This window comes from Ruegeria sp. AG7 (genome assembly GCF_056541545.1).
Genome location: NZ_JBQFYP010000014.1, coordinates 1 through 21,393, shown reverse-complemented (window position 1 = coordinate 21,393; position 21,393 = coordinate 1). Strand labels below are relative to the sequence as shown.

The 21,393-nt window shown below is 57.7% G+C and carries 19 protein-coding genes and 1 pseudogene; 13 read left to right on the top strand and 7 right to left on the bottom strand.

The window, feature by feature from the left end:
- Positions 1-17: 17 nt before the first annotated feature.
- A complete protein-coding gene (locus tag ACR0BF_RS16365; protein ID WP_480475618.1) occupies positions 18-719 on the top strand; it encodes an SDR family oxidoreductase in 702 nt (233 codons plus the stop codon).
- A gap of 2 nt (positions 720-721) precedes the next feature.
- Here ACR0BF_RS16365 and ACR0BF_RS16360 read toward each other — a convergent pair whose 3' ends face one another.
- The 3 genes from ACR0BF_RS16360 to ACR0BF_RS16350 form a co-directional block, all read right to left on the bottom strand.
- Positions 722-1,996, bottom strand: a complete 1,275-nt coding sequence (locus ACR0BF_RS16360; RefSeq protein ID WP_480625327.1) for an NAD(P)/FAD-dependent oxidoreductase — start codon at positions 1,994-1,996, stop codon at positions 722-724.
- Positions 1,997-2,172: 176 nt separating this feature from the next.
- Complete coding sequence (locus ACR0BF_RS16355; protein WP_480625326.1) at positions 2,173-3,330, bottom strand: acyl-CoA dehydrogenase family protein; 1,158 nt, start codon at positions 3,328-3,330, stop codon at positions 2,173-2,175.
- Between the two features lie 142 nt (positions 3,331-3,472).
- A complete protein-coding gene (locus ACR0BF_RS16350; RefSeq protein WP_480493663.1) occupies positions 3,473-4,036 on the bottom strand; it encodes a TetR/AcrR family transcriptional regulator in 564 nt (187 codons plus the stop codon).
- Between the two features lie 303 nt (positions 4,037-4,339).
- Between ACR0BF_RS16350 and ACR0BF_RS16345 the strand changes: the two genes are divergently transcribed.
- Entirely contained in the window at positions 4,340-4,804 is a 465-nt protein-coding gene (locus ACR0BF_RS16345) for a nuclear transport factor 2 family protein (protein WP_480475610.1), read from the top strand.
- Positions 4,805-4,815: 11 nt separating this feature from the next.
- A complete protein-coding gene (locus ACR0BF_RS16340) occupies positions 4,816-5,436 on the top strand; it encodes a pyridoxamine 5'-phosphate oxidase family protein (RefSeq protein ID WP_480475608.1) in 621 nt (206 codons plus the stop codon).
- 220 nt (positions 5,437-5,656) lie between these two features.
- Here ACR0BF_RS16340 and ACR0BF_RS16335 read toward each other — a convergent pair whose 3' ends face one another.
- Positions 5,657-6,319 carry a TetR/AcrR family transcriptional regulator gene (locus tag ACR0BF_RS16335; protein WP_480519061.1) on the bottom strand — a complete coding sequence of 221 codons (663 nt, stop codon included), beginning with the start codon at positions 6,317-6,319 and terminating at the stop codon, positions 5,657-5,659.
- Positions 6,320-6,384: 65 nt separating this feature from the next.
- On the opposite strand from ACR0BF_RS16335, the gene ACR0BF_RS16330 reads away from it, so the two are divergent.
- The 8 genes from ACR0BF_RS16330 (at position 6,385) to ACR0BF_RS16295 (ending at position 17,370) form a co-directional block, all read left to right on the top strand.
- Entirely contained in the window at positions 6,385-7,701 is a 1,317-nt protein-coding gene (locus ACR0BF_RS16330) for a flavin-containing monooxygenase (protein WP_480625325.1), read from the top strand.
- Positions 7,698-8,600 carry a bile acid:sodium symporter family protein gene (locus ACR0BF_RS16325; RefSeq protein ID WP_480475601.1) on the top strand — a complete coding sequence of 301 codons (903 nt, stop codon included), beginning with the start codon at positions 7,698-7,700 and terminating at the stop codon, positions 8,598-8,600. Before ACR0BF_RS16330 ends, ACR0BF_RS16325 begins: the two co-directional genes overlap by 4 nt.
- Positions 8,597-9,529: an SDR family oxidoreductase gene (locus tag ACR0BF_RS16320; protein ID WP_480625324.1), complete on the top strand. Its 933-nt coding sequence runs from the start codon at positions 8,597-8,599 to the stop codon at positions 9,527-9,529. Before ACR0BF_RS16325 ends, ACR0BF_RS16320 begins: the two co-directional genes overlap by 4 nt.
- Positions 9,526-10,290, top strand: coding sequence for an SDR family NAD(P)-dependent oxidoreductase (locus tag ACR0BF_RS16315; protein WP_480519067.1), 765 nt, complete (start codon positions 9,526-9,528; stop codon positions 10,288-10,290). The genes ACR0BF_RS16320 and ACR0BF_RS16315 overlap by 4 nt, the downstream gene beginning before the upstream one ends.
- 78 nt (positions 10,291-10,368) lie before the next feature.
- Entirely contained in the window at positions 10,369-12,837 is a 2,469-nt protein-coding gene (locus tag ACR0BF_RS16310) for a heavy metal translocating P-type ATPase (protein ID WP_480625323.1), read from the top strand.
- The gene (gene cueR / locus ACR0BF_RS16305; RefSeq protein WP_209504709.1) at positions 12,834-13,223 is read left to right on the top strand and encodes a Cu(I)-responsive transcriptional regulator; all 390 of its coding nucleotides are present in this window, start codon (positions 12,834-12,836) and stop codon (positions 13,221-13,223) included. Before ACR0BF_RS16310 ends, cueR begins: the two co-directional genes overlap by 4 nt.
- Positions 13,187-14,197 carry an NAD(P)-dependent oxidoreductase gene (locus tag ACR0BF_RS16300; RefSeq protein ID WP_480625322.1) on the top strand — a complete coding sequence of 337 codons (1,011 nt, stop codon included), beginning with the start codon at positions 13,187-13,189 and terminating at the stop codon, positions 14,195-14,197. The genes cueR and ACR0BF_RS16300 overlap by 37 nt, the downstream gene beginning before the upstream one ends.
- Positions 14,198-14,304: 107 nt before the next feature.
- The gene (locus ACR0BF_RS16295) at positions 14,305-17,370 is read left to right on the top strand and encodes an aminotransferase class III-fold pyridoxal phosphate-dependent enzyme (RefSeq protein WP_480519071.1); all 3,066 of its coding nucleotides are present in this window, start codon (positions 14,305-14,307) and stop codon (positions 17,368-17,370) included.
- A gap of 49 nt (positions 17,371-17,419) precedes the next feature.
- On the opposite strand, the gene ACR0BF_RS16290 is transcribed toward ACR0BF_RS16295, so the two are convergent.
- A complete protein-coding gene (locus ACR0BF_RS16290) occupies positions 17,420-17,896 on the bottom strand; it encodes a hypothetical protein (RefSeq protein WP_480519073.1) in 477 nt (158 codons plus the stop codon).
- Positions 17,893-18,060 carry a hemin uptake protein HemP gene (hemP, locus tag ACR0BF_RS16285; RefSeq protein WP_209504713.1) on the bottom strand — a complete coding sequence of 56 codons (168 nt, stop codon included), beginning with the start codon at positions 18,058-18,060 and terminating at the stop codon, positions 17,893-17,895. Before hemP ends, ACR0BF_RS16290 begins: the two co-directional genes overlap by 4 nt.
- A 217-nt stretch (positions 18,061-18,277) precedes the next feature.
- Here hemP and gph point away from each other — a divergent pair, with 217 nt between their 5' ends.
- Entirely contained in the window at positions 18,278-18,937 is a 660-nt protein-coding gene (gene gph, locus ACR0BF_RS16280) for a phosphoglycolate phosphatase (RefSeq protein WP_480625321.1), read from the top strand.
- Positions 18,938-19,264: 327 nt separating this feature from the next.
- The gene (locus tag ACR0BF_RS16275; RefSeq protein WP_480625320.1) at positions 19,265-20,968 is read left to right on the top strand and encodes a SulP family inorganic anion transporter; all 1,704 of its coding nucleotides are present in this window, start codon (positions 19,265-19,267) and stop codon (positions 20,966-20,968) included.
- 7 nt (positions 20,969-20,975) lie between these two features.
- On the opposite strand, the pseudogene ACR0BF_RS16270 reads toward ACR0BF_RS16275, so the two are convergent.
- Positions 20,976-21,164: pseudogene (locus tag ACR0BF_RS16270) on the bottom strand (D-lactate dehydrogenase); the annotation flags it as partial.
- Positions 21,165-21,393: the final 229 nt, after the last annotated feature.

Sequence of the window (21,393 nt, the reverse complement as noted above, 5' to 3'; positions counted from 1 at the left end):
CAAAACGGAGATCTCAGATGGAGAAAGTAGCACTCATCACAGCAGGCGGCAGCGGCATGGGCGCGGATTCCGCGAGGCGGCTGGCCGCAGACGGTTTCAAGGTCGGGATTCTGTCATCCTCGGGCAAGGGCGAAGCGCTGGCGCATGAGTTGGGAGGCGTCGGTGTAACCGGCTCGAACCAGTCCACGGTGGATCTGCAAAAGCTTGTTGATGCGGCCATGGCCCATTGGGGGCGCATTGACGTCTTGGTCAATTCCGCCGGCCACGGCCCCCGTGCTCCGATCCTTGAGTTGACAGACGAGGATTGGCACACCGGTATGGACGTCTACTTTATGAATGCGGTCCGCACCACGCGGCTTGTGACACCGATCATGCAGGCGCAGGGCGGTGGATCTATCATCAATATCTCGACCTTCGCTGCATTCGAACCTGACCCGGTTTTCCCGACCTCAGGTGTGTTTCGCGCCGGGCTGGCCGCGTTCACCAAACTGTTCTCGGACAAATACGCTGCCGAAAACATCCGCATGAACAACATCCTGCCCGGTTTCATTGACAGCCTGCCCGAAAAAGAAGAATTCCGCGCTCGCATTCCCATGGGGCGCTATGGGCGCAGTTATGACGAGGTCGCCTCGGTCGTGGCCCTGCTGGCATCCGAAGGCGGTGGCTACATCACCGGGCAGAATATCCGGGTTGATGGTGGCATTACCCGCTCGGTCTGAATTCAGATCCGCGCCTTTATCAGATGCGTCAGCGCCGCGCCGGATTCAAAAAAGGCGCGGCGCACGCGCGTCCAGCTTTCGCGATGCTCATGCACCGCAGGAACGGGCAAAAGCGAAAAAAGCTCACCTGCAAGAAGACTTTCGGCCATCATTCGCCCGAACACCGTGCCAGGGCCGATACCACGGCCGGAATATCCGTGCGCGGCCAGAGCGTTGGGGCCAATCTGCGTGATTTTCGGGATATGGTCCGAGGTCATGGCAATCCGCCCGTGCCAACCCTGTTCAAACGGCTGATCGGCAAGCTGAGGATAAAGCTCAGCCAGTTTGCGTCGGACCCATCCGGTATGCGCGCTGCGTCCTGCATTCCCCAGATCACCCATGCCGCCAATGATCATCCGCCCCGCCTGATCCAGCCGGAAGGACGTCATGATCAGCCCGGTATCCCAGCATCCTTCTGCCTGCGGCAGAATGCTGGCGCGCAGATTATGCGACAGCGGGGCCGTAGCGTATTGAAAGTAATAAACGGGAACATAGGCAGGCGCAGTATCTGGCAAGCCAAGGTGATAGGCGTTGGTTGCCTGAATGACGGACTTGGCCCTTACAGTCCCGCTCGGTGTGGTCAACACCCATTGCCCACCTTCGTGCCGAAGGGTCTGCACCGCGCTTTGTTCATGGATCTGCACCCCGGCCTGAGACGCGGCACGCGCCAATCCCATGACATAAGCCAAGGGTTGTATTGTTCCTGCGCGAGGGTCGAACAACGCCCCATGAAAAGCATCGCTGCCGGTCCGGTCACGGGCCTGATCCGCCGACAGCAGCGCTACCGGCGCGCCAGACCCGCTTAGCTGCGCATGTCGCGTTTGCAGGTCCTTCAGGCCCGAGGCGGAATGCGCGCAATGCAGGGTTCCGTTGCGAATGGGCTCACATGTGATGCCGTGTTCTTCGATCAGGGAAAAAACGTCTGACGGTGCTTTGCCCAGCAGATCGATCAGGCGATCACCAGCCTCTGCACCGATATGCGCGCGGATCTCATCCGGTGGCAGCCACAGCCCGGCATTGACCAGACCGACATTGCGCCCTGACCCGCCAAACCCGATCTTCTGCGCTTCAAGCAAACAGACCGAAGCGCCGGTACGGGCTGCCGTCAAGGCAGCTGAACACCCGGTATATCCGCCACCTATAATGGCCAGATCGACAGTTTTGTCACTGCTCAGCGGCAGAGCAGTGACTGCTTCGGTACATGTAGTCCGCCACAAGGCTTGTTCGGGATCGTTCACGTCAGACCTCTGAGTCTTTTCGGCGGATCATCATACCGCTGCACGTCCTTTGCAAGTGGGCAACTGTGGTCGGGTCAACAACGAAAAAACCCCGCAAGCACGGGCCTGCGAGGTCCAACAGAAGCGAGCATTCCGTCAGGAATGATGACATCAGGCAAGAGGCCGCCCGGATACCTTCAAACGTCAAGCGACCGTGCGATCACCTCTTTCATGACCTCGTTGGTGCCGCCGTAAATCATCTGCACGCGGGCGTCTGCGTAGAGACGGGCAATTGGGTACTCCATCATAAAACCGTATCCGCCGAACAGTTGCAGGCACTCGTGCATGATTTCGTTCTGCACCTCCGAGCCCCAGTATTTGGCCATCGAGGCGGTGGCCGCATCCAGTTCGCCTGCCTCCAGCTTGCCGATACAGTCATTGACGAAACTGCGCAGAACCTCGGCCTTGGTCTTGCATTCTGCAAGTTTGAAACGCGTGTTCTGGAAATCCATCACCCGCTGACCGAACGCTTTGCGCTCCTGCACGTACTTTACCGTTTCGGCAATGGCAAAATCGATCGAACCCAGCGCCATGATCGCGATATTCAGCCGTTCCCATGGCAGTTGCTTCATCAGCTGATAAAACCCCTGACCTTCCTCAGCCCCCAGCAGGTTCGTCATCGGTACTTTGACATCTTCGAAAAACAGCTCGGCCGTGTCGTTGCCCTTCATCCCCAGTTTTTTGAGGTTGCGCCCCCTGCGAAACCCCTCGGCCCCTTCGGTTTCGACCACGATCAATGACACACCCCGCGCGCCCTCGGACTTGTCAGTCTTGGCGGCCACGATGATCAGATCCGCCGCCTGGCCATTCGTGATGAAGATTTTCGAGCCATTCAGCCGGTAGGAGTTTCCGTCTTTCTCGGCCGTTGTACGCACAGCCTGAACATCCGAGCCGGTGCTGGGTTCTGTCATGGCAAGTGCGCCGACCATCTCGCCCGAAGCCATTTTGGGCAGCCATTTCTGTTTCTGATCTTCGCTGCCATAGGCGGTAAGATAATGGGTCACGATCGACTGAATACCATAGCCCCAGCCGGCGTCGCCCCGTGCGCCCTGTTCGTACGCGGTGATGGCGTCAAAGCCCATACCACCGCCGACGCCGCCATATTCTTCGGGGATTGCACCAGCCATCAGGCCGGTTTCACCCGCTTTGCGCCAGAAGTCGCGATCAACGGCCCCGTTTTCAACCCAGGTTTCGATATTCGGCGACAGTTCGTCATCCATGAACCGGCCAGCCATATCCGCGAACATGCGGTGTTCGTCGGTGACCCATGCCGCGGTCGAAGTGAAAAGTGACATCAAAGGCTCTCCAAACAGTCTTTCGCAAAAGCCTAACGGTCGGCCCGATTCCCGCCAATCCACGTGACGTGGCGTTCCGACTTCGAACAACGCAACGTTTCTTTGCTAAGTAACTAAAAGAACCTGCTTGTTTTTAAGGAAATTAACTCAGCGCCAATGCCAGCAATTGCTGTGCTGCATCCCTGGCGTCTTCCGCAGGATCACAATTCTTGAGCAAAACCGCGGACACGATTGCCCCTTCCTGCAACAACACGATCTGGCTGGCGAGTTTCTGAGGATCACGCGCACTAGCCTGTTCAGCGACGGACGTGAAATGCTCCAGCAACAGCTGCTTATGTTCGGCAGCCTGCACATGGATCGGATGATCTGTATCCTGATATTCAGCCCCGGCCTTGATGAACATGCAGCCCCGGAACCCATCCTCCTCGAACCATTCCTTCAAGGCATCAAAACTAGCGATGAGTTGCTCGGCCGGTGTTTCTGCCATCTCTTCGATGCGCCGATAGAACCACTCGCGAAAATTCTCATCCCGCAGGCGCAGAGCGGCTACGATCAGGTCTTCCTTGGTGCGGAAATGTTTGTACATTGACGTTTTCGACACGCCCGTTTCCGCCACCAGCTTATCCATGCCGGTCGCGTGAAACCCGTCGCGGTAAAAAACCTTCAGGGCTTTGCTGACAAGTTCATCCCGTTTGTTTGGACGCATGATTCGGCTCCATGGTGTACCGTTCTGTACATATTACCCCGAAACATGAAGTACAACCGACCTAACACAAATCATTGTTTTCATTAGAATTCATGGCTCGCCTTGAAACGCGTGGAAAATTTTCTGCTTTTCCCCTTGCAAAAGTTAACAGATCGGTACACCTTATTAGAAAGTTAACCGATCAGTACACCAGAGGATTTGACCGATGAAACGTCGCGCCAGCATATTCCCCCCTCAGTACGTTCCATTTCTTTTGACACTGGCCATCCTTGCCGCCTCTCTGACCTGAAAGCCCCCTGCACCATGTCCCGCCCCCCACTTCCCCCCTTCACGTTCGAAACTGCCACACAAAAAGTACGCATGGCCGAAAACGCCTGGAACAGCCGCGATCCCGACCGCGTCACCCCCGCATACACAGATGACAGTCAGTGGCGTAACCGGGCGGAATTTCTGTCAGGACATGGCGAAATTCACGCCTTCCTAAGCCGTAAATGGCACAAGGAGCTGGACTATCGACTGATCAAGGAACTCTGGGCCTTTACCGGTAATCGCATCGCCGTTCGTTACGCTTACGAGTGGCACGACGATAGCGGTCAGTGGTTCCGGTCTTATGGCAACGAGAATTGGGAATTTGCCGAAGACGGGCGCATGTCGCATCGGCATGCCTCGCTGAACGATCACCCCATAGCCGAAAGCGACCGCTTGTTCCATTGGCCATTGGGTGAACGCCCCGATGACCATCTCGGGCTTTCTGATCTGGGTCTTTGAAAGGACATACCGTGCCGCGTGCGTTTTCCGAACTGACCTTCACCCCTACCGTCCGTGCCCATCAGGAGCGGATGGGATCGGCAAAAACCTATGCCAAATTCATTGAAAGTGGCCCGCAACAGGGCCATTTGATCGGCGAGCCGGAAAAACAGTTCATTCAGGCGCGCGACGGGTTTTATCAATCCTCGGTGTCTGAAACAGGCTGGCCTTATGTGCAGTATCGCGGCGGGCCGGTCGGGTTTCTGAAAGTACTGGGGCCGCAAACCATCGGATATGCCGATTTTTCGGGTAACAAACAGTATATCTCGCGCGGGAATCTGGACGGCAACGATCGGGTCGCGTTGATCCTGATGGATTACGCCAATCAACGTCGTTTAAAGATCCTGGGGCGTGTCGAATTCACGGAGGGTCAAGCCGCCGCTGCCAGCTTGTATCCAGAAGAGGCCGAAGCCCCTGCAGAGCGGGCGGTGATCATACGTGTTGAGGCGCTTGACTGGAACTGCCCGCGCCACATCACGCCGCGTTTCACCGAAGCCGAACTGCGACCGCATCTGAACAGTTTGGGCCAGCAACTCGCGCAGTTGCAGGCTGAAAATGAAAGGCTGAAACAAGAGCTGTCAAAGCTCTCGTGACGCGTAAGACACCACAGATTTTATTGAGTATAAACAGGGAATAAGCCAATGGTTCGTTCGGTCTTTCAGCTTTCTGCGGCGTGCCTTGCCGGAGCGGCCCTGATCCTTATGATAATGATGTTTGGTTTTTTTGCTTCGCCTAGCGCCGTCCGAACATCACCACCTTCTGTGTTCAGCACCATCCTGTTCAACCATTTGCAGCAATAGCAATGCCGCGCGTTCAACCGCGACTGGTCTGAACCATCGCTTCGATACCGGCTGCACAAAAATCGATCAGGCGTTCCACTTCTGACACCCTGCCGCCTTGCGACAGGGCCCCGACCCGCCAGCCACTGTTGAGATGCGCCAGCATTGCCGAAACGGAATAGACCTGGCCGCTGGCCAGCAGCGCAGGGTCAACATCTGGATAAAGAGCAGCGATTTCGTCGATAAAAAGCCGGGCGGTCGGATCGAAACACTCTGCCGCGACATCGCGCCAACGGGGATCGACCGAGACATGCGCCACAAGGCGCCCATAGGCCATCCATCCCGAACCGCCTGTTTCTGCCAGTTCCACATAAGGCCGGATAAAACTGTCCAAGATTCCGCGCAGTGTCAGTGGACCCGCCCCTTTGGCCCTGTTCAGCGCATCTGTTCTGATCTGTGCCAGCTTGCCAGCACGACGTGCTATGGCGCGAAAAAACAGCTCCTCCTTGCCGCCGCCATGGTGATGAACAAGGCCAACCTGAACGCCTGCAAGCGCAGCGATATCGCGGATCGACGCACCTTCGAATCCGCGTTCAGCAAAGACTGTTTCGGCGGCATCCATGATCCGCGCTTTGGTTTCCAAAGACCGCTTGGACGGTGCCCTTTGTCTTGGTTTTTCTACGTTTTTCAGCGTCATGAATTTCATCTTGCCTTATTTTGGTCGTTCGTTCAATTTAAACCTCACGAACTTTGGGAGGGTTCATGACAGAAACGCGCGACGAATTCGCCCTGATCGGGGCGGGACCAATGGGTTTGGCCGCGGCCAAGGTGCTGAAAGAACAGGGGATCGCATTCCAGGGGTTTGAGTTGCATTCGGATGTTGGCGGTCTGTGGGATATCGATGCCCCAAGATCAACCATGTACGAGTCGGCGCACCTGATCTCTTCCAAACGCATGACCGAATTTGCGGATTTCCCCATGGATGACGCGGTCGCCGAGTACCCCTCGCACCGGGCGATGCGCGACTATTTCCGCGCATTTGCGGATCGTTTCGGGTTGCGTGAGAATTACAAATTCCATGCAGAAGTCACTCAGGTCTCTCCGCTGGGCAATCCGGGTGACGGTTGGCGCGTGTGCTGGCGGGATCAGGATGGCGACCATCAGGCCGAATATGCCGGCGTACTCATTGCGAACGGCACCCTGTCGGAACCGAATGTACCCAGCTTTCCGGGTACATTTGACGGCGAGTTGATCCATGCCTCACAATATCGGTATCCCAGTCAGTTCGACGGCAAGCGTGTGTTGGTCGTGGGCGCAGGTAATTCCGGCTGTGACATCGCAGTGGACGCGATCCATCACGCGAAACGCTGCGATCTGTCGATGCGGCGCGGGTACTATTTCGTCCCGAAATACGTCTTTGGCAAACCCGCTGACACAATGGGCGGAAAGATCCGTCTGCCGATGTGGCTGAAGCGTAAGGTCGACAGCCTGATCCTTGGCTGGTTTGTCGGCGATCCGCAGAAGTACGGCTTTCCCAAACCGGATTACAAGCTCTACGAAAGCCACCCCGTGGTGAATTCGCTGGTTCTGTATCACGCAGGCCATGGCGATCTGAGAATCCGCCCGGACATTAAACGGCTGGAAGGTCACACCGTGCATTTCAAGGACGGCTCCTGCGACGACTATGACATGATCCTCGCCGCGACCGGATACAAACTGCACTACCCGTTTATCGACAAGGACCTGCTGAACTGGCAAGGCGATGCCCCGCATCTGTATCTGAACACGATCCATCCCGAACGGGACGATCTGTTCGTGCTGGGCATGGTCGAGGCCACAGGTCTGGGCTGGCAGGGCAGGCACGAGCAAGCCGAGATGGTGGCGCGCTACATCAAGGGGCTTCGACACGGCTGCCCCGTGGCGGCCGATCTGCAAGCAGAAAAGCAAAAAGACTATACGCGCGCCACCGGAGGCATGAACTATATCGACCTGCCCCGCATGGCCTATTACGTGGACAAGAATACGTACAGAAAGGCTGTCACCGGCTGGATCGACCGACTGCGGAAGGCCATCGCATGAGTGGCATTGACCAGATCACACTGAATTTCAGTCCGGCGTCTCTGACGCTGTTGAATGCCATTCTGGCAATCGTGATGTTCTCGATTGCCATCGACCTGACACCTCGGGATTTTGACCGTTTAAGGCGCGCGCCCAAACCAGTGGTTGTCGGATTGATTTCACAACTCGTCGTCCTGCCTGCGCTGACCTTTGTGATGGTGTGGATTACCGCACCGCAACCGTCAATTGCGCTTGGCCTGATCCTTGTCGCGGCCTGCCCAGGGGGCAATATCTCGAACTTCATCACCCACCGCGCGGGCGGGAATGCAGCGCTTTCGGTGTCGATGACAGCCTTCGCCACCATCGGTGCAATCTTTATGACACCTTTCAACATTGCGCTTTGGGGCGGGCTTTACCCACCGACCCGCGCAATCCTGCAACAGACCCAGATCGACCCAATGCAGATCGCAATCCTGGTCGGTCTGATGCTGATCCTGCCGCTGGTTCTGGGAATTACGCTGAATCAACGTCTTCCCGCCTTGACGGCACGGTTACGCGCACCGCTGCAACTTCTGTCGATGGGTATCTTTGCTGGGTTTATCGTACTTGCTCTGGCTGCCAACTGGGGGTTTTTCCTTGGGTTTGCCGGGGCTGTTGCCGGGCTAGTGATCCTTCACAATGCCCTGGCGCTGGGGGGCGGTTGGGTTGTGGCCACTCTGACCGGGCTGTCCCCCTTTGACCGCCGCGCCATCACCATTGAGACCGGAATTCAAAACTCTGGACTTGGGCTTGTCCTAATCTTTGCATTTTTCAACGGTCTTGGCGGCATGGCCGTGGTCGCCGCATTCTGGGGAGTGTGGCACGCTATCTCGGGCCTGGCTTTGGCGTCGGTCATGGCACGAACCGAGGCCGCACGATGACCCGCATCCTGATTACCGGCGCTGCCGGGATGGTCGGGCAAGCGCTGTTACCCGAATTTGTGGGGCACGAGGTCTTTGCAACCGATCTGAAACGCCCGGATAACCTGCCTGAAGACGTCTCATTTTTGTCCATGGATGTTACTACCGACGCTCCTGCACGTGTGATTGCCAAGGTGAAACCGGATGTGATTGTGCATTTGGCTTCTGTCGTGACGCCGCCACCGAAGATGGCGCGCGCCGTAGCGTATGCTGTCGATGTCGAAGGCACGCGCAATGTGGTGAATGCCGCTATCGCAAACGGAGTGCGCAGGTTGGTCGTTACGTCGTCCGGTGCCGCTTATGGCTATCATGCAGACAATCCTGTACCGTTGCGCGAAGACGACCCATTGCGCGGCAACCCCGAGTTTCCTTATTCAGATCACAAGCGTCAGGTCGAAGAGATTTTGGCCGAAGCCCGCAGCGCCGCCCCCGATCTTGAGCAGGTTGTTCTGCGCGTGGGCACGGTTCTGGGGGCTGGAACCGAAAACCAGATCACAGCCCTGTTTCACAAGCCACGATTGCTGGCGGTATCCGGCAGCGAATGCCCGTTTGTCTTTATCTGGACCCGGGATCTGGCACGCATCCTTCAGCGTGCAGCAACCGACGGGCCAGCCGGAATTTACAACGTCGCCGGTGACGGCACGATGGGCGTGACCGACTTGGCCCGCGCCTTGGGAAAACCGGTTCTGCGCCTGCCCGCATGGGTGTTGAAAGCGGCCCTAGCCGTAGCGCGCCCACTGGGTTTATCTCGCTATGGGCCGGAACAGGTACGGTTCCTTCAATATCGGCCAGTTCTGGACAACTCCGCCCTGAAATCTGAATTCGGCTATGTGCCCGAAAAAACCAGCGCCGAGGTTTTTGCGCTCTGGCAACAGCAGGCCGGGTTATGAAAACCGCGGTCATCTCCGGCGGTGCGGGCGGTTTGGGACAGGCTCTAAGCCGCGCATTGCAAGCCCGTGGGTGGCGGGTGGTGCTGTTGGATCTTGATGTATCCGGTCTGCAAACAGAACCGAACCAACTGCCAATTGCCTGTGATCTGACTGACCCCGAACAGCTCGCCAACGCAGCTCAAAGGGCGATCACGTCAAGCGACAGCATTGATCTGGTCATCTACAACGCCGGGGTTACTCAAATTCGGGGGTTTGATCAGGCTGACACGGCCAGTCACCGTGCACTGTTCGATATCAACTATTTTGCAGCCGTTGAGATGGCTCGTGCATTCTTGCAGCCTCTCCGCGTGTCAAAGGGAACGCATCTGGCTATCTCGTCGGTGGCTGGTTTCGCTCCGCTTTGCCATCGCACGGCTTATGCAGCCTCGAAACACGCGCTTGAGGGTTTTTTCAAATCGCTTCGATCCGAAGAAAAGCCACATGGTGTTCAGGTTCAGATTGCAGCGCCGTCTTTTGTGGCCACCAACCCCGACAACGCAATGGAGCAACCCGACGGAACCGCGCGCCCCGGATCGGCCAAGGACGGAATGGACGAAATGAGCCCCGAGAGCGCCGCCGTGGCGATCCTGCGCGGACTGGACAAATCGCAGCCCATGATCCCGGTCGGACGCGTTGCACACATGTCGTGGTGGCTCAACCGTCTGTCACCACGCCTGTATCAGCGCTTAATGGAGCGTAACATGCGCGGGCCGGGATCGTAGAATTTTGCCGCGACCCCCTTGACCTTCCTGTCACTGGAACCCCCATCTGGAGGGCAGAAACCACGTGGGATGAGTCGCATGGCGCAAAAAGCACTGACAGAACTGAAAGTCACCGGCATGGGATGCGCGTCCTGTGTGGGCCGTGTCGAGGCTGCGCTGCGTAATGTATCTGGTGTTGATGCGGCCTCGGTCAATTTCGCGACCAAGACGGCGCAGGTGGAATTTGACGGGCCGGTTTCGTCCCTGACTGCGGCGCTGGATGCAGCCGGCTATCCGGCTGAAACAAGTCATGCGGATCTGAGCATCGAGGGCATGAGCTGCGCATCCTGCGTTGGCAAGATCGAGCGCGCGTTGGCGTCCACCGCTGGCGTGATCGAAGCGCAGGTCAATCTGGCAACTCGGACGGCTTCGGTGACTTACGCCACAGCTGCAACTACGCCCGAGGCGCTGGCTCAGGTTGTTACCGGAATTGGATACCCTGCGCGTATCCAAAGCGTTGCCGAACCAGAAAGCCGGGAAGACAATGAAATTCAGCGGCTGGTTCGTTCCACAATACTGGCAGCGGCACTGGCCCTGCCCGTATTCATTCTTGAGATGGGCGGGCACGTGATCCCCGCCTTCCACCATTGGATACAGGCGACCATGGGAACGCAGACGAGCCATTTGATTCAATTTGCCCTGACCTCGGCTCTGCTGATCGGACCGGGCCGTGTGTTTTACCGCAAAGGTATCCCGTCGCTGATGCAGGGCACGCCGGACATGAACGCGTTGGTAGCACTTGGGACCGGCGCGGCTTATCTGTATTCGGTCACGGCCACTTTCGCGCCCGACCTGCTGCCGCAGGGTACGGCCAATGTCTATTTCGAAGCGGCCGCGGTGATCGTGGTTCTGATCCTTCTCGGCCGGTTGATGGAGGCACGCGCCAAAGGCAAAACAGGGGCTGCGATCCGAAAACTGGTGGGTTTGCAACCAAAAACCGCACGGGTCGAACTAGACGGACAGATACAGGACCGGCCAATCGCCGAAATCGTTGTCGGAGATATCCTGCACATTCGCCCCGGCGAGCGTGTACCGGTGGATGCCGAAGTGCTTGAAGGCACCTCTTACGTTGATGAGAGCATGATCACCGGCGAGCCTGTGCCTGTTGGCAAGTCGGTGGGAGCGCCTGTTGTCGGCGGCACCGTGAATGGCACCGGCGCTCTACGGGTAAGCGCCACCCGGGTCGGTGGCGACACGGCTCTGGCACAGATCATTCGTATGGTGCAGCAGGCGCAGGGCGCGAAACTGCCTATTCAGGGGTTGGTGGATCGGATTACCTATCGCTTTGTTCCTGCGGTCATCGCTGTTGCGGTGATCACCGTCGCGCTCTGGCTGATCTTCGGCCCCAGCCCGGCCCTTCCCCTTGCGCTTGTCGCAGGTGTTTCAGTTCTGATCATCGCCTGCCCCTGCGCAATGGGGTTGGCGACCCCAACCTCGATCATGGTGGGCACCGGGCGTGCGGCAGAAATGGGCGTTTTGTTCCGCAAGGGGGATGCGTTGCAACAGCTTCAGCAGGCGCGCGTCGTCGCGCTGGACAAGACCGGAACCCTGACGCTGGGGCGCCCCGAACTGGACAGCGTGACAACGGCTAAGGGGTTTGACCGGGAGGAGGTTCTACGGCTGACCGCAGCCCTTGAGGCAAGGTCGGAACACCCGATCGCTTCCGCCATCACCCGAGCGGGGCCCGCGACACTGCCAGAGGCATCGGATGTCCGTTCGCTTACCGGGCTTGGCCTGCAAGGGTTGGTCGAAGGCCGCGACGTGTTAATCGGGTCGCACCGGTTGATGCAGCAGAGTGGGATCACCCTTGGAGCTCTGACGGATGAGGCCGAAACCCGTGCCGCTCAAGGGGCAACTCCTCTGTTCGTGGCTCTGGATGGGCAGGCGGCGGCCACTTTGTCCGTTTCTGACCCGATCAAGCCCGGCACAGTGGAGGCGCTGGACCGGTTGCACCAAATGGGGCTAACCGTGGCCATGATCACCGGTGACAACGCGCGCACGGCGCAGGCTCTGGCCGACCGGCTGGGGATTGATCATGTCACTGCCGAGGTACTGCCTGATGGCAAGGTAGATGCAATAACGGCTTTGCGGGACCGGTTCGGAGTGCTGGCCTTTGTAGGTGACGGGATCAACGATGCCCCCGCTCTTGCGGCGGCTGATATCGGCATCGCCATCGGTACCGGCACGGATGTGGCCATCGAAACAGCCGACGTTGTCCTCATGTCCGGTGATTTGCGGGGCGTCGCGAATGCGACCGAGATCAGCCGCCGGACAATGAAGAATATTCGCCAGAATTTGGGCTGGGCCTTCGGATACAATGTCCTTCTGATACCGGTGGCTGCCGGTGCGCTGTACCCGTTTGGCGGCTATCTGCTATCCCCTGCACTGGCGGCTGGTGCAATGGCACTGTCGAGCGTTTTTGTGGTCTCGAATGCGCTGCGCCTGCGCCGCATTCGCGCCAGCCTGCCGGAAACATCAGGTACGGCCACCAAAGAGGTGCACGCATGAACATCGGAGATGTTTCCGCCCGCACTGGCCTGCCCGCCAAGACGATCCGGTATTATGAGGACATTAACCTGATCAAACCAATGCGCGACGACAATGGCTATCGCCGGTTTCGCGACCAGGACGTGCATAAGCTGAACTTTCTGGGTCGCGCCCGGGCGCTTGGGTTCACCATCGAGGATTGCCGGACCCTGCTGGCACTCTACGAAGATGAGACCCGTGCCAGTGCCGACGTGAAACAGGTTGCACGCGACCATCTTGTTCAGATCGAAACCAAGATCGCAGACCTGAACGCCATGCGCGATACGCTAAGTCACTTGATCGACGCCTGCGCCGGGGACGACCGGCCCGATTGCCCAATCCTACGAGATCTGGGTGGGAAAGGCTGACTTGGGGTTGCCCTTTGGGCGCAGCTTTGCTTTGTCTTCGCCAGAGATTTCGGTCAGGCCTGTTTCGCGGAAGCCGACCGAACAGCGGAGAGGATCACAAAATGGCAAAAGTCGCGTTCCTTGGCCTTGGTGTCATGGGCTATCCCATGGCCGGACATCTGCAAGCCGCAGGCCATGACGTCACCGTTTACAACCGTACGACCACCAAGGCCGAGGCCTGGGTCGCGCAGCATGGCGGCGCGATGGCGACCACTCCGGAAGACGCCGTCACGGGTGCTGAGTTTGTCATGGCCTGCGTGGGGAATGACGACGACCTTCGCGCGGTTTGCACCGGAGAGGGCGGCGCGTTTCAGGGCATGTCCGAAGGGGCCATTTTTGTCGACCACACGACAGTTTCGGCAAAGGTCACGCGCGAACTTTATGCGGCTGGCCAATCTGAGGGTATCGCTTTTGTGGATGCCCCCGTTTCGGGCGGTCAGGCGGGCGCTGAAAACGGCGTTCTCTCAATTATGTGTGGCGGCGATCAGGCAGCTTATGATGCGGCTGAACCGGTGATGAACGTCTATTCCAAAATCTGCCGTCGACTCGGAGCCAGCGGCGCGGGCCAGATGACCAAGATGTGCAACCAGATCGCGATTGCCGGACTGGTTCAGGGTCTCAGTGAAGCATTGCACTTTGCCGAAAAAGCGGGCTTGGACGGAAAGGCCGTTGTTGAGGTGATCAGCCAGGGTGCGGCGGGCAGCTGGCAGATGGCAAACCGGTATGAAACCATGCTGGATGATCAGTTCGAACATGGCTTTGCTGTTGACTGGATGCGCAAGGATCTGGGGATTTGTCTGGATACGGCCAATGAAACCGGTGCGTCTCTGCCGGTGACCGCTCTGGTCGATCAGTTCTACAAGGACGTGCAGAAACTGGGCGGCGGACGATGGGATACGTCATCGCTGTTCAAACGTTTGCGTGCCTTGGATTGAGGGGCCAGGGGGCTGTCTGCCCCCTCTTGTCCCTTTGGGCCAATTCACCCCCGAGGATATTTCCGGCCAGATGAAGAGGATCCCGGATGAGCGGGACGGAGAAAGAAATGAGCGATTTGGTGAACTTCTGGGCAGACGCGCTGCGCCAACACTGGGGGCTGGACGCACGGTTGACCCGGCTGGATGGCGAGTATGACCTAAACTTTCTGGCGCAGGCCAGAAATGGCCAGGACTATGTGCTGAAAGTCATGCGCGCGGGGTGTGACGCGGGCCTGGTAGATCTTCAAATCGAAGCGCTTGCGCATATCGCCTCGGAAGCACCGGGGTTGCCGTTTCCCAAGGTGTTCCCGGCGTTGAACGGCGCAATGTTGCCGGAAATTTCCGATTCCGAAGGGAAATCGCGGCTGGTGTGGTTGCAGGAACGCCTGCCCGGGCGCTGCTATGCACAAGCGAACCCGAAATCCGAAGAGCTGATCCTGAAATTGGGTCGTGTTTTGGGCGCAACAGATCGCGCGCTGGAGGGGTTTCAGCATGAAGCTTTGCACCGCCCAGATTTCAAATGGGACCTGACACAAGCGGGTTGGATCAGTGACAAACTGGGCGCCATCAGCGATCCCGCGCGTCAGGCGTTGCTTCGGGATATCTGCAACGAATTCACGGCGATCACGGATAGGCTTGAGGGCCTGCCGAAACAGGCCATTCACAACGACGCCAATGATTATAACGTTCTGGTTGAAGGCGAATTGGGCGAGCGGAGGCGGGTTTCCGGCCTGATTGATCTGGGTGACATGTGTGCAGCACCGCGCGTCTGTGACCTTGCGATCGCCGGGGCCTATGTGGTGCTAGATCATGCCAGACCCGAGCGGGCATTAACTGCTCTCATACGGGGGTACCATGCCGCAAACCGACTGCAAGCCGAGGAGATCGACCTGATCTGGCCTCTGCTGCGGATGCGACTGGCAGTATCTGTCCTCAACTCGACCCTGATGGCGGTCGAAAACCCGGACGATCCATATGTGACAATCTCGCAGGCACCTGCGTGGCGGTTTCTTGAGAATGCATCCGTCAACGGCGGACTGATGTCTGCGCGTCTTCGGGCAGCGTGCGGGCTGCCGGTCGTGGACGGCGCAGAACGCATCCATGCGTATCTGCAAGAACATCGCGGCCGGTTTTCCCAACTGTTCGGTCAGGACCTAAGCGATGTTCCTATGGGGTCGTTGTCGGTTGAAAATTGTGTGTGGCCCCAGAACCCTTTCCACATGCCATTGGCCGAGGCCGCACATGTTGGTGAAGAATACGGCGAAGGGCTGTGGCTGGGCTATTACAACGAACCCCGCCTGATCTATGCCGAGCCGGGATTTCGCAAAGGGCCTTGGAAAGCCTCGGATCGGCGAACAGTGCATCTGGCGGTAGATGTGTTTGCACCTGCCGGGACAGTGCTGCATGCGCCAATGAGCGGGCGGGTCGAAGTGGTCGAGAACCGAGATCAGCACCTCGATTACGGTGCGGTGATAATCCTGCACCATGGAACGCCGGATGGCGATCCGTTCTACACGCTCTATGGTCATCTGGACCCGGAATGCTGTGACCGGTTGAAACCCGGCGATCCGGTGGCACAGGGGGCGGCGTTCGCCCGGTTGGGCGACGCCAGCCAGAATGGCGGATGGGCACCGCATGTGCATTTCCAGCTGGCGCTGACAACCAATGGCATGGAGGCGGATTGGCCCGGTGTCGGCGATCCGGATGAGATGGAGTTGTGGCACGCAGTCTGCCCGAACCCGGCGGCCTTACTGAACCTGCCGGATGACAAGGTTTTCTACCAACCCACCGACAAACAGGCGATCCTGCAGGGTCGCCGCGATCACTTTGGCGGCAACCTGTCGCTGACTTATGATGACCCTGTCATGCTCGTACGCGGGTGGAAACATCACCTGTTTGACGAATGGGGCCGCCCCTATCTGGACGCCTATAACAACGTCCCTCATGTGGGTCATGCGCATCCCCGCATTCAAGCTGTAGCGGCGGATCAGTTGAAGCGGATGAACTCGAATACCCGCTACCTGCATCCGGCACAGACAACTTTTGCTGACAAGATCCTGTCCAAACTGCCCGATCACTTCGAGGTCTGCTTCTTCGTCAATTCCGGAACTGAAGCGAACGAACTGGCCCTGCGGCTTGCCCGTGCCCATACCGGCGCCAAGGGGATCGTGACGCCAGACCATGGCTATCACGGCAATACGAATGCGGCTGTGGCGATATCGGCCTACAAGTTCAACAAACCCGGTGGCATCGGGAAAGCCGACTGGGTCGAACTGGTCGAGGTTGCGGACGACTATCGCGGTTCGTTCAAGCGTGACGATGCGGATCGGGCGCAGAAGTTTGCCGATCTTGTGGACCCGGCCATTGCTGCCTTGCAGGACCGGGGTCAGGGTCTGGCCGGGTTCATCGCTGAAACTTTCCCGTCTGTCGGTGGACAGATCATTCCGCCCAAGGGTTACCTGCCTGCGGTTTATGAAAAAATCCGTGCCGCCGGGGGTGTCTGCATTGCAGATGAGGTGCAAACGGGTCTGGGTCGCCTGGGTGAATATTACTTTGGCTTTGAACATCAGGGCGCGCTTCCTGATATCGTGGTGATGGGTAAGCCAATTGGTAACGGGCACCCTCTGGGTGTGCTGGTCACGACGCGGGCGATTGCCGACAGCTTCAATAACGGGATTGAATTCTTCTCGACCTTTGGCGGATCGACGCTGTCTTGCCGGATCGGCAAGGAAGTATTGGATATCGTCGATGACGAGGGCCTGCAGGACAATGCACGTCAGATGGGTGACCGCCTGATGACCGGGCTGCGCCAGATCGAAAGCGACTTTGGTTGTGTTGGCGATGTACGGGGCATGGGGCTGTTTCTGGGTGTTGAGCTGATCAATCCCGACGGAACCGAAGGAACTGAGATTTGCAGCTATGTCAAAAACCGGATGCGCGATCATCGAATTCTGATCGGCAGTGAGGGACCAAGGGACAACATCCTGAAAATCCGCCCACCGCTGACGATTGAGGCCGAGGATGTGGACATGATCCTGTGGGCGCTAAGGGACGTGCTGTCCGAGGTCGGTGACTTCTCTCCTGCTCCGGTTTGCGATCACGACCATCACCATGCGGGATGCGGGTGCTGCTGAAGGATTGACCCCGGCGCTTTGCCGGGGTTTGACCGTCCTGCAAGCACAGTCAATGCAAAACGGCAGTGCGGGTATCGTGGCCTGTCGTCGGAATCGCATTTCCCGTTGTCATACGCCGGAGCGTCAGGCCCAGTTCCTCCGACAGGGATGCCAGAGCAGGCGCAAAATCCGGGCGCACGATCAGTGACGCCATCATCATCGCATCTTCGCGTGCCCCTTCAGATGCAGCCGCAACCATTTGGGCAAAACAATTCTCATCCGCGCCCAAACATGCACACCCCAGACCGTGCCTGATTAACGGACGTCGACAATGCGTAGCGCAAAGCGAACACAGACGATCCAGCGTCAGCATGGCGGCACGCCCATAATCTGATCCCAGCGCTATGCGAAAATCGCTCGCGACATCAGCGCGACCCCTTTCGCCCTGACTCCACATCCGCAGATACATCACCGCACCCGCTTCGACTGGATCAAGGTCCGCCAGACGGCCGACCGCGGCACCGCCGCGCAATGAATGCGCGCTCATTTCGTCAGGATCAGTTTACCCGCACGGGTGATGCGCAGGGTATACAATTGGTCGCCCAACTCGATATGGGCCAGGTGGCCACCCTTGGTCAAATCCTCGGCCTTGTGCGCAGGCAACATCGAGACAGCATAACCTTGGGTTGGGGTCGGGTTCTGTACATTCATCGGGGCATCTCCAGAGCGAGTCGGCATGGTGCCATACCTGTTGCGTTTCGTTTGATCTGGCTGACCCGAGAGGGTTGGCTTTCCGTTTCTGACATTAAATCTGATTGTTTTAGTAAGGTAAGTCAAGCGCTGTTTCAAATCAGGTGTCATTGAGCCGATTGCGCCCTTGAAAACGACGGGTTAAGACTTGGTACAAGTATTGAAAGGCAAGCAAAACGTGACCGCAGCAGTTGTTTTTGATCTGGATGGAACGTTGGTCGACAGCGTCGGGGACCTGGCAGCAGCGGCCAATAAAACGCTGAATGGCGTCGGTCACGATCCTGTACCCGTTGATGTGATCAGAGGGTTTGTTGGCAATGGCCTTCCCAAACTGGTCGAGCGCCTGATGCGACACTGTGATTTGCCCATGGATCGCCACGCGGAACTCACACAACAGACACTGAAGCATTATAATGCGGCCGTCAGTGCAACGACCGTGCCTTATCCAGGAGTTCCCGAAGCCCTGGAAACACTGAAACAGATGGGGTGCTTTCTTGGTATCTGCACCAACAAACCCGAAGCACCCGCACGTCACGTGCTGGAGGCGCTCAACCTATCCCGGTTCTTCGACGTTGTTTTCGGCGGTGATACATTGCCAATTCGCAAACCGGATCCGGGCCACCTGCTGGAAAGCTTCAAAGCACTTGGGACCTCGGGCACACGCTTGTATGTCGGCGACAGCGAAGTCGATGCAGAAACAGCTGTAAACGCCAGGATACCGTTTCTGTTGTTCACGGAAGGGTACCGCAAAACCCCGGTGGCCAGTATACCGCACACCGTTGCGTACAGTGCGTCCGAAACACTGCCGACACTCGTGACCAAATTGATCCAGAACTAAGTACGTTCACACGATGTCAGTCATCAAACGAATGGCTTGGGCTTTCGCGAACCCCTAAAAGTTAAGAGGGGCCGGTCGAGGGGGTGTGACCAGCCCCTCATCGGGGAAAGTATATACCGTGTTTGTGTGTGGTAAGTACGGTAAGTCATGTGTACCCCCGATCGGCAGCCAGCGAAATTGGGGGATTCCCGTAGTTCGGCGAAAATAACTGTAAAACTGGAAAAAACAGCAATTCAGGCCACCCAATTTACCTGTGAAAATTTGCCTATAAGATGGCTTGACGGTTCGAACATTCGGTTCGCTGGTTGAATGGGTATAGGGTAACCCATGGAAAAACAGGACAGAAATCAGAGAGCGGCGCGTCTGCAAATCCTGCAGGGCATTCTGCCTGTTGACCGCGCGCGCCTTCCGGCGGAAATGCTGGCTGGTCTGAGTTTTGCGTGCCTCGCGATCCCCGAAGTCATGGGTTACACCAAAATCGCCGGCACTCCGGTCATGTCCGGGCTGTATACGATCCTGATTCCCATGGCTCTGTTTGCGCTGTTCGGATCGTCCCGACACCTTGTTGTCGGCGCTGATTCGGCGACAGCAGCCATCACCGCCTCGGGGCTGGCGGGCTTGGCGGTGTCCGGAACGTCTGAGTATCTGGCACTGGCATCCTTGCTGGCGCTTATGGCTGCCATGCTTTTGATTGCCGCGCGTGTCATCGGGCTGGGGTTTCTGGCCGATTTTCTGTCCAGAACGGTATTGGTCGGCTTTCTGACCGGCGTGGGCATTCAGGTTGCAACGGGTCAAATCCCCGGATTGTTGGGCATCGAATCCGCTGGGCACGGAACACTTGCAAGGTTGAAGGACGTTTACTTCAACATATCCAACGTCAACTGGCCAACCGTGATTGTCTCATCAGCCGTGTTGGGCATTGTCCTAGGATGCACAAGACTGGCGCGCAAAATCCCGGGGCCATTGGTTGCCATTGTCGGGGTGATCCTGTGCAGTTGGGCCTTTTCATTCAACATTTCCGGAATCTCGGTGTTGGGAGAGGTTGCCGGCAGTTTGCCCTCCTTCTCGATCCCGGACGTGCAGTGGAGCTGGACCTTGTTCAAACAACTGCTTCCCACGGCCCTGTCCATCTTCGTTGTCATTCTGGCACAAAGCGCAGCCACATCGCGGGCATACGCCTCAAGATATGATGAGACATTCAACGAAAACACGGACCTGATCGGACTGGGTCTTGCAAATTTCGGGGCTGCATTCATGGGAACATTTGTGGTCAATGGCAGCCCCACAAAGACCGAGATGGTCACCAGCGCCGGAGGGCGCAGCCAGGTAGCGCAGCTGACAACAGTGGTAATAGTTCTGTTGGTTATCCTGTTTCTGACCAAGCCTTTAGCCTATCTCCCCACAGCAGCACTGTCGGCCATCGTTTTCCTGATCGGTCTCAAGCTGATCGACCTGCACGGAATGGCAACAATTTACAGGCAGGCCCGGTCCGAGTTCTGGGTTGCCACGGCAACTGCCACCGTGGTCGTTCTGGTTGGGGTCGAGCAAGGCGTCATTTTTGCCATGGTCCTGTCTCTGGTCGACCACACGCGCAGGGGATATCACCCAAAGAATTCGGTAGTATTGCGCACCGAGTCCGGTGGCTGGCGTTCAAAGGGATTGGAAGCGCCAAACCAGTTCGAACCCGGTCTGGTAATCTACCGGTTTTCACACGGTATGTACTACGCGAACATGCAGATTTTCACCGAGGAAGTGACAACAATCGTTCAGAACGCAGACGGCAAACTGACATGGTTCTGCATCGACGCCTCGGCAATTGACGTTGTCGATTTCACAGCCGGGTTCACTTTGTGCAGTATCGCCAATTTCCTGCGATCCAAGAGGATACGGCTGGTTTTCACGCTGGTCGAGCCAGATGTGAAAGCCGAGCTGGATCGCTACGGCATCACAGAACTGATTGGTGAAACTGCGTTTTATGAAAACGGCAAAGCCCTGCTGGATGCCTATCACACGCGCCCAAATCCCATGTGACCGTTAATCACCTGTAGCTTCGCGCCCTGGACATCTTCCCGTTCCCCGGATTGAAAGAGTTGGTCGGATCGCAGCATTTGTAATGCGCCGCCAAATCGGGTTTGGCTTTGTACATGTGCCCCACATAGTGTTCGGCAGGATATTCCGCACCGCACTCGTCAAACAGGGCCAGCATTGCCGCCTTCAGCGCGCTCGGTCGCGTGCCCCTATCGGGTAGTCCGGTTTGTTTGTTAGTGCATCGTGGGCCTCTGGTCTATCGGGACGATGCTTTCGGGCGCAGGCGGGCAGGAGCCCAACGCGCTGTGCGGCCTGACGGTGTTGTACAACTGAACGCCAGTACACCCACGTTACCGACCGGCGCGAGGTTCTTTATCCATGGCATCCTTGGTTTGGCCGGTCGGTTTATGTCCATGAGGTGATAGATA